This is a genomic window from Pseudoalteromonas sp. UBA6610, from assembly GCF_002433295.1.
GTDB lineage: Bacteria > Pseudomonadota > Gammaproteobacteria > Enterobacterales > Alteromonadaceae > Pseudoalteromonas > Pseudoalteromonas atlantica.
The window spans coordinates 13,903-28,029 of the sequence record NZ_DJHW01000070.1; the positions used below are offsets into that span (position 1 = coordinate 13,903).

Here is a 14,127-nt window from a genome sequence, read left to right on the forward strand (position 1 = left end):
CAAACACTATGAATGTTGGTATTATTGGCGCAATGGAGCCAGAAGTTAAAATTTTACGTGAAGCAATGCAAAATCCACAAGTGCTAACTAAAGCAGGGTTTACCTTTTACACAGGCGAATTAGCGGGTAATACAGTAACACTTGTGCAATCGGGTATTGGTAAAGTGGCATCAACGATTGCAACCACGTTATTAATTGATAACTTCAATCCTGACTGTGTTATTAACACAGGTTCTGCCGGTGGCTTTGATCCCTCTTTAAGTGTTGGCGATGTTGTTATCTCTTCAGAAGTACGCCATCACGATGTAGATGTAACCGCTTTTGGCTACGAAATCGGCCAAGTTCCACAAATGCCAGCAGGCTTTGCCGCACACCCAAAACTAGTTGAAGCTGCCGAGCAAACCATTGCGCAAATTAGCGAAGTAAAAACCTTAGTAGGCTTAATTTGTACGGGTGATTCATTTATGTGTGATCCAGTGCGAATTGATAAAGCACGCAGCGACTTTCCTACAATGCTTGCAGTAGAAATGGAAGGCGCATCTATTGCACAAACGTGTTTTGCGCTTAATACGCCATTTGTGGTTATTCGCTCTATGTCTGACATTGCCGGTAAAGAGTCGCCGCAATCGTTTGAAGAATACTTAGAGACTGCATCAATCAACTCATCAAAAATGGTTGTTGCACTATTGGAAAAACTAACAAAAGTTACGCTGTAAATGCTAAGCAATATTGTTCAAAACCATTTGGACTTTATTGCCTTTTTTGTGGCGCTCATTGCTGAGCGCTTTTTCCCGTTAAAAAGCTGGTATCACCCTAATACAGTATTAACCGCTATATTTAGTGCTATAGGAAAACGAGTTTATAAACCAAGTGAGCCTAAAAGTTACCTTTATTTAGCCTCCACTCTTGCCTGTGCGCTAGTTTTAAGCGTTATTCTTATTATTATTGTGTTACTGCTTGAATTTGCCTTTTATCCTGAGCTGCTCGCGGGCCTCATTTTATATTTGTGCCTAGAAAGCAAAGCGATTGAAAAAAAAGCCCTGCGTGTTGCAAAGTTAGTAAAACAAAACCAAAAATCTACCGCGCGTGAACTCGTAAAGCCACTGCTTGCCCGAGAGGTCAATAAGCTCTCAGCGCCAGGTATTATTAAAGCCTTAATTGAAAGCTTAATTTTACGAACTGCCCGTAATTACTTTACCGTTATATTTATATTTTTATTACTTGGGCCGATTGCCGCTTTAGCGTATCGGCTACTGACTTTAATGCAGCATGCTTGGCGCACCGATATTTCACCTAATAGCCACTTTTTAAAACCGCTTAAACTACTTTTGTTTATAATCGAATTTATCCCCGTACGCTTACTTGCATTAACCATTGCCGCAAGCAAAGCCAGTAAACAAAGTATGCATTATATAAAGCACTATGGCAGACACTTTTATCAAACAAATACGGGGTGGATTTTAAGTGTGTGCTCCGCCTCTATTGGCGTACAGCTAGGCGGCCCTGCGGTTTATTTTGGTAAGCGTTTTAATAAAATGCGAATTGGAACCGAGCGACTCCCAAAAGCCGAAGACGTCCCTGTGATCATAAATAGATTAAATCAAGCGCGTGCATTTTGGCTGTTAGTCATTATCAGTATTGAGATATTAAAGCTGATTTAGTGGTTTTTAGCAGCCAAAATACGCGCACAAAAAAACCAGCCTAAGCTGGTTTTTTAGTTTTAACTGCGCTTAGGCAACAGTAATGTTGGCAAACTTACGTTTACCTACTTGGTAAATAGCGGTCGTGCCTTTTGCTACTTCAAGTTTTGTATCAGTGATTTTATCTTCACCGTTAAGTTTTACTGCACCTTGCTTAATCATGCGCATTGCTTCAGAAGTACTGGCTACTAAATTAGCTTCTTTAAGTAAGTTAGCAATTAAAATACCTTCTTCTGCAATGGTAATTGTCAGCTCAGGGATTTCATCAGGTAGCGCTTTTTTCTGAAAACGTTTGATAAAGTCATCGTGTGCGGCTTGCGCAGCTTCTTCACTGTGAAAACGTGCAATTAACTCTTTCGCCAGCTCAATCTTAATATCACGCGGGTTAGTGCCCTGCTCTACGCGTTGTTTTTGCGCTGCAATTTCTTCGATTGATAAGCTGCTTAGTAAGTCGTAATAGCGCCACATAAGTACGTCGCTAATCGACATTACTTTACCAAACATATCGTTTGGCGCATCAGTAATACCAATGTAATTACCAAGCGACTTAGACATTTTTTGAACGCCGTCAGTACCTTCAAGTAATGGCATCATTAATACTGTTTGAGGCTTTTGGCCTTCTACTTTTTGAAGCTCGCGGCCCATTAAAAGGTTAAAGCGCTGATCAGTACCACCAAGCTCTACGTCTGACTCAAGTGCAACCGAATCCCAACCTTGTACGAGTGGGTATAAAAATTCGTGAATTGCAATAGGTTGTCCGTTGCCGTAACGCTTTTTAAAGTCGTCACGCTCTAGCATACGCGCTACAGTTTGATTAGCTGCAAGTTTGATCATGCCTGCTGCACCGAGGTTTTCCATCCACGAAGAATTAAACGCAACGGTGGTTTTAGCTGGGTCTAAAATCTTAAAAACTTGCTCTTTATAAGTCTCAGCATTGGCAAGTACATCTTCACGGGTCAGTGGTTTACGTGTTACATTTTTGCCTGTTGGATCGCCAATCATGCCGGTAAAGTCACCAATTAAGAAAATAACCTCATGACCTAAATCTTGAAAGGTTTTCATTTTATTAATTAGTACAGTGTGACCTAAATGTAAGTCTGGCGCGGTAGGATCGAAACCGGCTTTAATTTTTAACTTTTTGCCCGACTTTAGTTTTTCAACTAATTCGTCTTCAATTAATATCTCTTCTGCACCGCGTTTTATCTCTGCTAGAGCGGTTTGTAAATCCACTGTGTATTACTCCAAAATTCTGCCAACGAAGGGGCAACTAGATGACTTGCTACATAAGGGTTTAAAACAGATTTAAACCAAAAGCACTTATGTTGCTAACATAACAAATTTCTACCTAATTAAAACAATTTTTTATGCGAATAATGCAACTAAACTCAATAAGCTTAGTCTCACTGTGTTAGGCAATTAGAAATGGTGTTTAAACGCCGATTTTAGCGCACTTTAGAATCAGTTTAAATCGATAAACTTAAACAACTATAAATTGTCATTTTACTAACATTTGCGGGGCTTTTAGCTTTATTTACTAGTATTCGTACCTTATTACGTATATCCTGCATTAATATATATTTTATTTTCACGACAGCAGAAAAGGCACGTTATGGTTCACGTGGTTAACACGCTTCCCAAAAAACACAAATTGCTTATTCTAGGTTTGGTTTCTGCTATTGTTGGCTTAGCCTTTCTTCCTTCAGAAAAAGCGACTGCATCCAAAGACAATAGTGCAAATGCACTAGAAATTGGTAAGCGTTACGAGTTACAAGTTAAAGTTGAAGACAACGAAAAATTAACTGAATTAAATTCGCCAGAAGCAGCAGAAAAGCTGCCAGAATACGACTTAGTCGATCATCAAGTTAAAAACGGCGATAATTTAGCAATTATCTTCAAGCGTGCTGGCTTTTCAGCGCAAACGCTTCACAAGCTAATTAACACCAATGCTGAAACACGCAAACTAACTAAAATTCACCCAGGTGAAATACTTAGTTTTGCAACAGCAGAAAACGGTGATTTAGCTCAACTTCGTTATGTTATTTCAAAAACAGATACTTTGTTTGTTACCTTAAATGACGAAGGTAATTACGACACATCAATAGATAGCAAAGAAATAGAAACACTGAGCAAAACAGCCGGTGGCGAAATTTCTAGCAGCTTTTGGACCTCAGCTATTGCTGCAGGCTTAAGCGAGCGCCAAATAATGAACTTTGCTGATATATTTGGTTGGGATGTGGATTTTGCCAACGATATTCGTAAGGGCGATCAGTTTGGGCTAATTTACGAGTCGCATTATGTTGATGGCGAGTTTATTGGCACTGGTAAAATTATTGCGGCAGAATTTATAAACCAAGGCCAGCGTTATGCGGCTATTCGCCATACCGACGGCAGCTTTTATACGCCTGAAGGGCGCAGCATGAAAAAAGCATTTTTACGTGCGCCGGTAAACTTTAAGTATATTAGCTCGAGCTTTAACCCACGTCGCTTACACCCAGTAACAGGGCAAGTAAGAGCGCACCGTGGTATTGATTACGCAGCACGTACAGGCACACCGGTTGTAGCTTCGGGTAACGGTAAAGTAATTAAAGCAGGTTACAGTAAGTACAATGGTAACTACGTATTTATAAGCCATGGCACACAGTACGTAACTAAGTACTTACACCTTAACAAAAAGCTTGTTAAAACAGGCCAAAAGGTTAAACAAGGTGACAAAATTGGTACCGTGGGTTCTACCGGCCGTGTAACAGGCGCGCACCTACACTACGAATTTTTAGTAAATGGTGTACACCGTAATCCTAAAACCGTTAAGTTACCTAAGTCTGAGCCATTACCACGCTCTGAACTTGCTAAGTTTAAACCTATTGCCGAAAACTTTATTGCACAGCTTGAACGCAATCGCGAACTACAGCTAGCACTTAAGTAACGTATAAGTTATAGATACTAAAAAAGCCTTTGCAGGGTTAACCTGCAAAGGCTTTTTTGTGTTTTTTATTAATTTATTAGTTTATTAGTTCATTAATACATAAATTAGCTGTACGACTAAAGAAACCATAACCAGCGGCCAAATATATTTGCTGTATTTAGTTGCGCCATCCAACCCCATTTTACCTTGGTACTTTTCAAGCAAAGGTATCAGCACCGCTAGAGCGACAAACAAGCAAATTAAAATAACAAATATATTCATTCCTAAACCTTAATTATGGTAATTCATGGCCTTTGGCGCTTACATACAACGCATACCAATGTTCGCGACTTAACGTAACATTTAGCGCACCGCATGACGCTGCAATACGTTCAACGTTCGTTGTGCCAATAATTGGCTGTATTAATGCAGGGTGGCGTAATAACCAAGCTAAAACAATTGCCTCAGGCGTTGTATCGTAAAGTGCAGCAAGCTTATTTACGAGTATGCTGGTATTTATATCGGCTTGCGATGCATTTGTTAAATCGCCCCCTGTGTATAGCCCTTGGCATAAACTTCCCCAGCTTTGTATTTGAATATCAAAGTGGCGGCAATACTCTACACTGCCCGGTGTAAAGTTAAGATCTTTTCCATCTGCATTACCTGCATAAACACCTTCATCAACAAATTGGTGTTTTTGTAAACTTGCTTCAATTTGGTTAGCAACAATAGGCATATCTAAGGCATGTTGTAAAAAGTTCATTTGGTGCTGCTGCATGTTTGATACGGCAAAATTACGTACTTTGCCGCTTTCTTGAAGGCAGCTAAATACTTGTGCAATTTCTTCTACTTCCATTAGCGGATCAGGGCGATGAAGCATAAGCACATCAAGATAATCGGTGTTTAAACGTTTAAGTGAACCTTCAACTGACTCTTCAATCCACTTGGCCGAAAAGTCGTAACGCTTAGGGCCTTTATCATCTTCAAAGCGTATACCGCATTTAGATTGAATATACATGTGCTCGCGCAGCTCTGGTCGCTCAGCTAGTGCTTGGCCAAATACCTGCTCGGCTTTGCCAAAGGTATAAATATCGGCGTGATCAAAAAAGTTAATGCCGCCAGCTATGGCTGCATCAATACACTCGTGAGTTTGCTTTAAGTGAGCCTTAGTAATGGCGTCTTTATTCCAACCGCCGCCTAGGCCCATACAGCCAAAAACGAGTCTACTAACATGAGGTAAATATTTTGCCAAAGGGGTGTGAAGCATGATGACTATCCTTATTAGTGTGCATAGCCCTCACTGTAAACAAAAACACGTCTGCAAACAAACTTTAATACGTGCAGTTTTATAGGCATAAAAAAAGCGCAGTAAACTGCGCTAATCGGTTGGATTAAATCCTAAATACTAGCCAACAAGCGCCAGTAATATACCTGCGGCTACGGCACTTCCTAGTACCCCAGCTACGTTTGGCCCCATAGCATGCATAAGCAAAAAGTTATGTGGGTTATTCTCAAGCCCAACTTTATTAACTACACGCGCCGCCATCGGTACTGCCGATACACCCGCAGCACCAACTAAAGGGTTAATAGGTGTTTTAGAAAGCTTGTTAAGGCCTTTTGCCATAAACACACCCGACGCTGTACCAATAGCAAATGCCAGCGCACCGAGCACCAAAATACCAATGGTTTCTACAGTTAAAAACTGATCGGCCGCTAGCTTAGAGCCCACTGCCAAACCTAAAAATATCGTGGTTATATTAATAATTTCGTTTTGGGCACTGTTACTAAGCCTATCTACAACACCAGACTCACGCATTAAATTACCTAAACAGAACATGCCTACTAAGGGAATAGCCGCTGGTAAAAACATAGCGGTTAAGCTCAGTACCATTAAAGGAAATACTATTTTTTCTTTTTTAGATACTTTGCGCAGCTCTGGCATTTTAATAGCACGCTCATCAGGTGTAGTTAATGCGCGCATAATTGGCGGCTGAATAATTGGCACTAACGCCATGTAAGAATAAGCAGCCACCGCAATGGCACCTAGTAAATCAGGGGCAAGCTTAGATGCTAAAAATATGGCTGTAGGGCCATCGGCACCACCAATAATGGCAATGGCTGAGGCATCTTGTAAGCTAAATTCAAAGCCAGGTACATAGTTTAATAAAATGGCACCAAACAAGGTGGCAAAAATACCAAACTGCGCGGCTGCACCCAGTAATAACATACGCGGGTTGGCAATAAGCGTACTAAAATCGGTTAGCGCCCCTACTCCCATAAAAATTAATAAAGGGAAGATCCCCGTATCAATACCTACGTAATACACGTAATAAAGCAAACCACCTGGGTCAGAAAGCCCAGCAACCGGAATATTGGTCAGTATTGCGCCAAAGCCAATCGGCAGCAGTAATAGGGGTTCAAAGTTTTTAGCAATGGCTAAAAACAACAACAAACACCCTACCGCAATCATTATTAAGCCAGGAAACGTAAAGTTAGCAATGCCGGTAGCATGCCAAAGGTTTAAAAGACCTTCCATTAAAGCTACTCCTACGCCATCGCTATAATTGCATCGCCCGTTGTCACAGCATCACCTTCAGACACTAAGACCTCAGCCACAGTACCTGAGTGCATTGCACGAACCTCGGTTTCCATTTTCATCGCTTCCATAATAACAACCACATCGCCTTCGTTTACGGCTTGGCCTGCTTTTACTTTTACTTTAAAAATATTACCTGCCAGTGGCGCATTCAGTGTTTCACCTGATGCAACCGATGCTGATTGTGGTAAGTGCTCTGAATCTTTTAGCGTTACCTCTTTAAGCTCGCCACCTTGCGCAACCACTACATCGTAAACTTTACCGTCAACTTTAACGCTGTATTGCTCAGCGCTAACACCTTTGTTACTTGCAGGTTTTGCTGCAGGCTTAGCGTTTGCATCATCAGCACTTGGCACTGCTTCAAAGGCATCTGGGTTGTTACGGTTTTTAATAAATTTAAGGCCAACCTGTGGGAATAATGCATAGGTAAGCACATCATCTATTTGCTCATCAGCAAGTGTTAAACCTTGTTCTTGCGCTTCTTTTTGCAGCTCTGCTTCAAGCGATGCAAGCTCTGGGGCTATATTATCTGCAGGGCGACACGTAATAACCTCGCTGCCATCAAGCACTCGCTCTTGCAGTTCTTTATTCATAGGTGCTGGTGTTAAACCATACTCGCCTTTTAAAACACCGGCGGTTTCTTTGGTAATTGTTTTATAACGCTCACCCGTAAGCACATTTAGTACTGCTTGTGTGCCTACAATTTGCGATGTTGGAGTAACTAGCGGAATAAAACCTAAATCTTCACGCACGCGTGGGATCTCAAGTAATACTTCATTTAGCTTATCTGCTGCGCCTTGCTCTTTCAGTTGGTTTTCCATGTTGGTTAACATGCCACCAGGTACTTGCGCGAGTAAAATACGGCCATCAACACCTTTAAGGCTCCCCTCAAAGGCAGCGTACTTTTTACGTACATCTCTAAAGTAAGCCGCTATTTCTTCTAGCTGGTTTAAATCTAATTCGGTATCGCGGGGCGTACCTTCAACAATTGCTACAATGGTTTCTGTAGCTGAATGACCGTAAGTCATACTCATTGAAGAAATAGCGGTATCAAGCATATCAATGCCTGCATCAATGGCTTTTTGATACGTAGCTGTACTTAAACCGGTGGTTGCATGGCACTGCATAGCAATAGGGATAGAAACGGTTTCTTTTAGCCCTTTAATAAGTTGCTCTGCATCGTATGGTTTTAATAAGCCTGCCATATCTTTAATACAAATAGAGTGACAACCTAAATCCTCTAGCTGTTTTGCAAGGGTTAACCACATATCAAGAGTATGCACAGGGCTTACAGTATAAGAAATCGTACCTTGCGCGTGGGCACCTACTTTTACAGCCGCTTTAATTGCCGTTTCTAAGTTCCGTACATCGTTCATGGCGTCAAAAATACGAAATACATCTACACCATTTTTGTGGGCACGCTCTACAAACTTTTCTACCACGTCATCGGCATAGTGGCGGTAACCCAATAAATTTTGCCCACGTAAAAGCATTTGCTGTTTAGTATTGGGCATTGCTTTTTTAAGGGCACGAATACGCTCCCACGGGTCTTCACCTAAATAACGAATACACGAGTCAAACGTAGCGCCGCCCCACGACTCAATAGACCAATAACCGGCATCATCAAGTTTGCTAGCAATAGGGAGCATGTCATCTAAGCGCATACGGGTTGCAAGTAAAGACTGATGAGCATCGCGTAAAACAAGTTCTGTTAATTTTAATTTAGCCATGTGTGCCTCTTATTTATTATTTGATTTGTACTGAGCAATGGCAGCACTAATAGCAGCGATGTGCTCGTTTGGCACACCTTGAGATTTTAAAGATGGTGATTTAACCGGTATTGCAACTTCAGCCTCGTCAAAACGAGCAACCAAGTTAGACATGAATGACACAGCACCAATCAATATTGAAAGAAATACAAACACGCCCACCATGCCCGTAAGCATCAAGCTACCTGCGGTTGTGAGTACAGCTCCTATATCCATTTTTCTCCCCCTGCACTATATAGCGATATAAAAAACCGCTTTATTTAAATAATTATTCACCGAATGATAACAAAACTTTTAACTTTGTCCACCACCTGTCAATTGGTAAAACCAATTAAAATTAAACTAACATACAGCCACAATAGTTAACATAGCTAATACAGGGTTAAATTAGCTTAGATATAGATGATAAAAATAACCGTTATAGGCAAAGGTTATATGGTTAAGCCCAAAAAAACTTAAAAACTATTAAAAATAGTAAGTTAAACGGCAGGTAAAAAATTAGTTTGGGCTAAAATGTAAATTGGTCTTACCAAGAATAATAAAGCAGCGCACAAAAAATATTTATTTTTTTACTCTCTTTACAATAGTGTGAATAAGTTACATCGTTAAACGTAAAACTTACCAATCCTAAATTTATAATCTTCGCCCAAAAAACCATAACATATTGAAAATTAATAAAATTAAGCTCTGGCACGCAACTGGCATTATTACTTTCGAACGAATTTGATAACCAAGGAGAAAACAATGTTACGCTGGACAATTACATTTTTAGTTATTGCTTTAATCGCTGCAGTGTTAGGTTTTGGTGGTATCGCAGGTGCCGCAGCTGGTATAGCAAAAATTATATTCTTTATCTTTTTAGTACTTTTAGTGATTTCTTTAGTTTCAGGTGCGCTGCGCGGTAAATCGCCCAGGTAGCTACTAACATACTTAAAACACTAAACAATCAACATATACAAGGAATTACATTATGAACTCAACAACTTTAAAAGCAGCACTAATCGCCGTATTTGCAGGTTTCTTTATGATGGGTTGTGAAGACAACCACGCAGAAGAAGCAGGTGAGCGTATTGATGAAGCAGTAACTGACGTGCAAAACTCTGTTGAAGATGCATGTGAAAATGTAAAAGAAGGCGTTAACGCAGAAGAAACTAACTGTTAATCTGTTTGGTAACGTAAAAAACGGCTTTTAATAAGCCGTTTTTTTGTGCGCGAATAAAAAGCGGCTTCTAACTCTTAAAATGCATAGCCTACATTAACGGGTGTGATTTTTACGCTAGCTTGTTAAAATAGCGAAAACTATTACTTATTAGCAATTATGGCACTGACCACCACTTACACACTCGATAAACCCTACTACTACGAATGCTTTGACGAGTCCCACTCTTATAGTAAAGCAGCCAAGCCAAAGTATTTTTTGCTGGCATTACTGGTGTGCTTAGGTTTAATTAGTATTTACGCTATGGACGATCATTACCTAGGTACATTTTTAATAATGCTGGGTGTATTAGAATGCGTTGCCTTTTATTACCGCAGGCCTTGGTGGGTTACGCGCCAAATGTTTAGTCGTGCTTCGGGCTCAACGGTTACTCTTTCGTTTACCAATGACGCTATTAGCACCGAGAACCATTATAAAAGCCATACATTTAAGTGGGCAGAAATAACCCATATTATTAAAACCAACCACGGCTACTTAGTACACCATAATAAAGGTATGCAATATATTTCTAGTAGTGTATTAACCGATGAAATGCGCGATTTTATAAACAAAAAGTTAGCAGTAAAAAGCCATTAAAATAGCTTTATACTGCTACACGACATATCTTGTTAGCTCTGTTTCACTCAAGGCCTAATATTTTAGGAAATCAGCCGAAAAATGATGGTTTTGCATACCTATAGTACCTTTAACTCTATTCCTCTGCTCACAGTAAAGTAAAAAATGAGTGCTTATTTTAGTTAAGATATTTAACCAGATAGATAATTTATATTAAAAAAATTGCAGACTATACTAAATAAGCTCAGCCTTTTTATGCCTAGTAAACTTTGCATGCACTAATTTATAAAGTGCAGGCAATATTAATAGCGTCAGTAGAGTTGATGAAATAATTCCGCCAACCACAACCGTTGCCAGCGGCCTTTGTAGCTCAGCGCCGGTGCCTGTATTTAGCGCCATAGGAATAAACCCTAAACTCGCCACTAAAGCCGTCATAAGTACTGGTCGCAAGCGCGAAAGCGCACCGCTTTGTATTGCATCTATCAAACTAAGCCCATCAGCTCTTAACTGTTTAATAAACGACAGCATAACCACACCATTTAATACCGCTACACCACTAAGCGCGATAAACCCCACACCTGCCGATATTGAAAGCGGCATATCACGTAAAAGCAACGCAAGTACGCCACCACTAAGCGCAAGTGGCACGCCGCTAAATATAATTAACGAATCACGAAGCGAATTAAACGCGCTATAAAGTAGTCCAAATATAAGTAATAAAGTAACCGGCACCACCAGCGATAGCCGCTTACTTGCCGATTCTAGCTGTTCAAACGTGCCGCCATATTCAATCCAATAACCACTAGGTAAATTAAGCTGCGAATTTAAAGCGGCTTGTGCGTCGCTTACAAAGCTTGCTAAATCGCGCCCTTCTACATTTGCAGTTACTACAACGTTACGCTTACCGCTTTCGCGGTTGATTTGATTAGGCCCTTTATCAATACTAATATTTGCAACTTCGCCAAGCGGTACAAATGCAAGGTCGGGATTAGCACTTTTTGGCACAGCAACAGGTAAACGTGCAAGCTGTGTTATATCGCTCGACCAACGCTCATCTAAACGCACTAATAACGAAAAACGTTTGTCGCCTTCATAAATTAGCCCAGTTTGCACACCACCTATAGCAGCACTTACACTTTGCTGTATATCAGTTACGGTTAAACCTAACAGCGCCATGTGGTCGCGAAGCGGCGTTACCGAAAGCGTTGGCAGGCCTTCCATTTGCTCAAGGCGTACATCGGTTGCACCAGTAATATTTTGTACCAAGGCTGTGGCTTTTTCACCGAACTGTTTCAATGTTGATAAATCATCACCATAAATACGCACAGCCACATCGGCGCGCACGCCAGCAATTAGCTCGTTAAAGCGCATTTCTATTGGTTGGGTAAACTCATAGTTATTACCGGGTACTTCATTAACTAAATGGCGAATTTGCTTAACCAGTTCTTCTTTAGGTAAAGCAGGATTTGGCCATTGCTCACGCGGTTTTAACATTAAAAAGGTGTCGGCAACGTTAGGTGGCATAGGATCGTTTGCTACATCGGGAGTACCAATTTTTGAAAATACATTAGCCACCTCAGGCTTAGCTAAAATGGCTTGCTCTAGCTCTTTTTGCATTTTTACCGATTGCTCAATACCGGTGCCGGTAATGCGCAGCGCATGCATAGCGATATCGCCCTCATCAAGCTGCGGTAAAAATTCAGCCCCCATATTTTTAACTTTAAAGCCAAGCGCAATTACAAGCACACCCGCAATACTAACCATAAACCACGGTAGTTTTAGCGATAAGCCAAGTAGCGGTTTATAGCCTTTTTTAATTCCGCGCATCACGGTATTTTCGCTCTCACTTACTTTTCCTCGCACAAATACCGCAATGGCGGCAGGTACAAAGGTAACCGCAAAAATAAGTGCGCCAACTAGTGCTGCAACAACGGTAAATGCCATTGGCTGAAACATTTTGCCCTCAACACCACTTAATGCAAACAGCGGCAAATACACCAGCATAATAATTAAAATGCCAAATACTGCTGGGCTGAACACTTCTTTAGTGGCGGCGGTTACCACATTTAAACGCTCGTTTAGTGTAAGTAGCCTGCCATGCTTATGTTGCGCAAGGCCAAGTTGCCTTAAACAGTTTTCAACTACAATTACAGCGCCATCAACAATTAAACCAAAGTCGATTGCGCCTAGGCTCATTAAGTTACCCGACACTCTATTACCTACCATACCGGTAATAGCAAATAACATACTAAGCGGAATAACCATGGCCGTAATTAATGCGCCAGTTACATTACCCAGTAGTAGCAGTAAAATAACGACCACCAACACCGCACCTTCAAACAGGTTGGTTTTTACAGTGTCTATGGTTTTATCAACAAGGGTTGTACGGTCATAAACAGCCTCAACCACAACACCTTCAGGCAAGCTTAGCTGTACATCTTTGAGTTTATCAGCCATGGCTTTTGCCACTACGCGGCTGTTTTCACCAATGAGCATCATGGCGGTGCCGAGTACGGTTTCTTTACCGTTATAAGTAGCAGCGCCGGTTCTGAGCTCTTTACCTAAACGCACATTTGCTACATCTTTAATGCGTACTGGTGCATCATCGCGCTTAGCAACCACGGTATTGGCTATATCATCAAAGGTTTTTAATTGCCCTGGTGAGCGCACTAAATATTGCCCGTCAAAACGCTCTATAAACCCTGCACCTTGGTTACTATTATTTAATTTAAGCGCCGTAATTACATCACTTAGTGTGAGCTTATAAGCCAATAGCTTTTCGGGCATGGGCGCTACTTGATATTGGCGCTCAAAACCTCCTTGGCTGTTTATTTCGGTAACGCCTTTTACTTTTAATAGCTGCGGGCGAATAACCCAATCTTGCAGGGTACGTAAATCTTCTGCATTAAATGGCGTACCATCGTCTTTTAATGCACCGTTATTTGCATGCACAGAATAAGTAAAAATCTCCCCTAACCCGCTGGCAATTGGCCCTAAGTTTGGTTCAATATTGGCTGGTAGGTCTGAACGAATACTTTGAATACGCTCACTAATTTGCTGGCGCGCCCAATAAATATCGGTCCCTTCATTAAAAATAACGGTTACTTGCGAGAGCCCATAACGCGAAATTGAGCGGGTGTAATCAAGCTTAGGAATACCCGCCATTGCAGTTTCAATCAAATATGTAATGCGCTGTTCGGCTTCAAGCGGAGTAAAGCCCGGCGCTTTGGTATTTATTTGCACTTGTACATTAGTTATATCGGGTACCGCATCAACGGCTAAATTTTGTGTGTTGTATACGCCAAACCCAGCAAATAAAAGTGTGAGTGCAAGCACCATCATGCGGCGCTTAACCGCAAACGAAACTATCCAGTTAATCATGCTAC

General features: G+C 41.0%; 13 protein-coding genes. 6 read left to right on the forward strand and 7 right to left on the reverse strand.

From position 1 onward, the window contains the following. Window positions 1–8 precede the first annotated feature (8 nt). Both mtnN and B4F91_RS09715 read left to right on the forward strand, forming a co-directional pair. The gene (mtnN, locus tag B4F91_RS09710; protein ID WP_004587526.1) at window positions 9–716 is read left to right on the forward strand and encodes a 5'-methylthioadenosine/S-adenosylhomocysteine nucleosidase; all 708 of its coding nucleotides are present in this window, start codon (window positions 9–11) and stop codon (window positions 714–716) included. Further along, window positions 717–1,661 (forward strand): cobalamin biosynthesis protein CobD/CbiB, encoded by a 945-nt coding sequence (locus B4F91_RS09715; RefSeq protein ID WP_054983847.1) that lies wholly within the window; start codon window positions 717–719, stop codon window positions 1,659–1,661. Between the two features lie 69 nt (window positions 1,662–1,730). Here B4F91_RS09715 and tyrS read toward each other — a convergent pair whose 3' ends face one another. Continuing rightward, window positions 1,731–2,930 carry a tyrosine--tRNA ligase gene (tyrS, locus tag B4F91_RS09720; RefSeq protein ID WP_055254812.1) on the reverse strand — a complete coding sequence of 400 codons (1,200 nt, stop codon included), beginning with the start codon at window positions 2,928–2,930 and terminating at the stop codon, window positions 1,731–1,733. 379 nt (window positions 2,931–3,309) lie between these two features. Here tyrS and B4F91_RS09725 point away from each other — a divergent pair, with 379 nt between their 5' ends. Then, window positions 3,310–4,623, forward strand: coding sequence for a peptidoglycan DD-metalloendopeptidase family protein (locus B4F91_RS09725; RefSeq protein ID WP_004587523.1), 1,314 nt, complete (start codon window positions 3,310–3,312; stop codon window positions 4,621–4,623). Between the two features lie 84 nt (window positions 4,624–4,707). Here the strand turns inward: B4F91_RS09725 and B4F91_RS09730 are convergent, their stop codons facing one another. The 5 genes from B4F91_RS09730 to B4F91_RS09750 all read right to left on the reverse strand — a co-directional run bounded on the left by B4F91_RS09730 (window position 4,708) and on the right by B4F91_RS09750 (window position 9,183). Continuing rightward, on the reverse strand, window positions 4,708–4,884 hold the full coding sequence (locus tag B4F91_RS09730; RefSeq protein ID WP_004587522.1) for a hypothetical protein: 177 nt from the start codon (window positions 4,882–4,884) through the stop codon (window positions 4,708–4,710). 13 nt (window positions 4,885–4,897) lie between these two features. Then, entirely contained in the window at window positions 4,898–5,869 is a 972-nt protein-coding gene (locus tag B4F91_RS09735; RefSeq protein ID WP_004587521.1) for an aldo/keto reductase, read from the reverse strand. A gap of 138 nt (window positions 5,870–6,007) precedes the next feature. Continuing rightward, entirely contained in the window at window positions 6,008–7,138 is a 1,131-nt protein-coding gene (locus tag B4F91_RS09740; RefSeq protein WP_286938789.1) for a sodium ion-translocating decarboxylase subunit beta, read from the reverse strand. Between the two features lie 11 nt (window positions 7,139–7,149). Continuing rightward, window positions 7,150–8,928 carry a sodium-extruding oxaloacetate decarboxylase subunit alpha gene (gene oadA, locus B4F91_RS09745; RefSeq protein WP_248463345.1) on the reverse strand — a complete coding sequence of 593 codons (1,779 nt, stop codon included), beginning with the start codon at window positions 8,926–8,928 and terminating at the stop codon, window positions 7,150–7,152. Between the two features lie 9 nt (window positions 8,929–8,937). Next, on the reverse strand, window positions 8,938–9,183 hold the full coding sequence (locus B4F91_RS09750) for an OadG family protein (RefSeq protein ID WP_096042240.1): 246 nt from the start codon (window positions 9,181–9,183) through the stop codon (window positions 8,938–8,940). A gap of 528 nt (window positions 9,184–9,711) precedes the next feature. On the opposite strand from B4F91_RS09750, the gene B4F91_RS09755 reads away from it, so the two are divergent. From B4F91_RS09755 to B4F91_RS09765, 3 genes are all read left to right on the forward strand, one after another. Continuing rightward, complete coding sequence (locus tag B4F91_RS09755; RefSeq protein WP_002961939.1) at window positions 9,712–9,885, forward strand: DUF1328 domain-containing protein; 174 nt, start codon at window positions 9,712–9,714, stop codon at window positions 9,883–9,885. A gap of 52 nt (window positions 9,886–9,937) precedes the next feature. Then, window positions 9,938–10,129 carry a hypothetical protein gene (locus B4F91_RS09760; protein ID WP_004587517.1) on the forward strand — a complete coding sequence of 64 codons (192 nt, stop codon included), beginning with the start codon at window positions 9,938–9,940 and terminating at the stop codon, window positions 10,127–10,129. A 156-nt stretch (window positions 10,130–10,285) separates the two neighbouring features. After that, on the forward strand, window positions 10,286–10,762 hold the full coding sequence (locus tag B4F91_RS09765; RefSeq protein ID WP_096042241.1) for a YcxB family protein: 477 nt from the start codon (window positions 10,286–10,288) through the stop codon (window positions 10,760–10,762). Window positions 10,763–10,975: 213 nt separating this feature from the next. Here the strand turns inward: B4F91_RS09765 and B4F91_RS09770 are convergent, their stop codons facing one another. Then, a complete protein-coding gene (locus tag B4F91_RS09770; protein ID WP_286938790.1) occupies window positions 10,976–14,122 on the reverse strand; it encodes an efflux RND transporter permease subunit in 3,147 nt (1,048 codons plus the stop codon). Between the last annotated feature and the right edge of the window lie 5 nt (window positions 14,123–14,127).

Coding starts and splice junctions, on each gene's coding strand:
- B4F91_RS09730 (WP_004587522.1), bottom strand. CDS start 4,884: ATGAATATATTTGTTATTTTAATTTGCTTGTTTGTCGCTCTAGCGGTG.
- B4F91_RS09750 (WP_096042240.1), bottom strand. CDS start 9,183: ATGGATATAGGAGCTGTACTCACAACCGCAGGTAGCTTGATGCTTACG.
- oadA (WP_248463345.1), bottom strand. CDS start 8,928: ATGGCTAAATTAAAATTAACAGAACTTGTTTTACGCGATGCTCATCAG.
- B4F91_RS09765 (WP_096042241.1), top strand. CDS start 10,286: ATGGCACTGACCACCACTTACACACTCGATAAACCCTACTACTACGAA.
- B4F91_RS09715 (WP_054983847.1), top strand. CDS start 717: ATGCTAAGCAATATTGTTCAAAACCATTTGGACTTTATTGCCTTTTTT.
- B4F91_RS09770 (WP_286938790.1), bottom strand. CDS start 14,122: ATGATTAACTGGATAGTTTCGTTTGCGGTTAAGCGCCGCATGATGGTG.
- B4F91_RS09755 (WP_002961939.1), top strand. CDS start 9,712: ATGTTACGCTGGACAATTACATTTTTAGTTATTGCTTTAATCGCTGCA.
- mtnN (WP_004587526.1), top strand. CDS start 9: ATGAATGTTGGTATTATTGGCGCAATGGAGCCAGAAGTTAAAATTTTA.
- B4F91_RS09740 (WP_286938789.1), bottom strand. CDS start 7,138: ATGGAAGGTCTTTTAAACCTTTGGCATGCTACCGGCATTGCTAACTTT.
- B4F91_RS09725 (WP_004587523.1), top strand. CDS start 3,310: ATGGTTCACGTGGTTAACACGCTTCCCAAAAAACACAAATTGCTTATT.
- B4F91_RS09760 (WP_004587517.1), top strand. CDS start 9,938: ATGAACTCAACAACTTTAAAAGCAGCACTAATCGCCGTATTTGCAGGT.
- B4F91_RS09735 (WP_004587521.1), bottom strand. CDS start 5,869: ATGCTTCACACCCCTTTGGCAAAATATTTACCTCATGTTAGTAGACTC.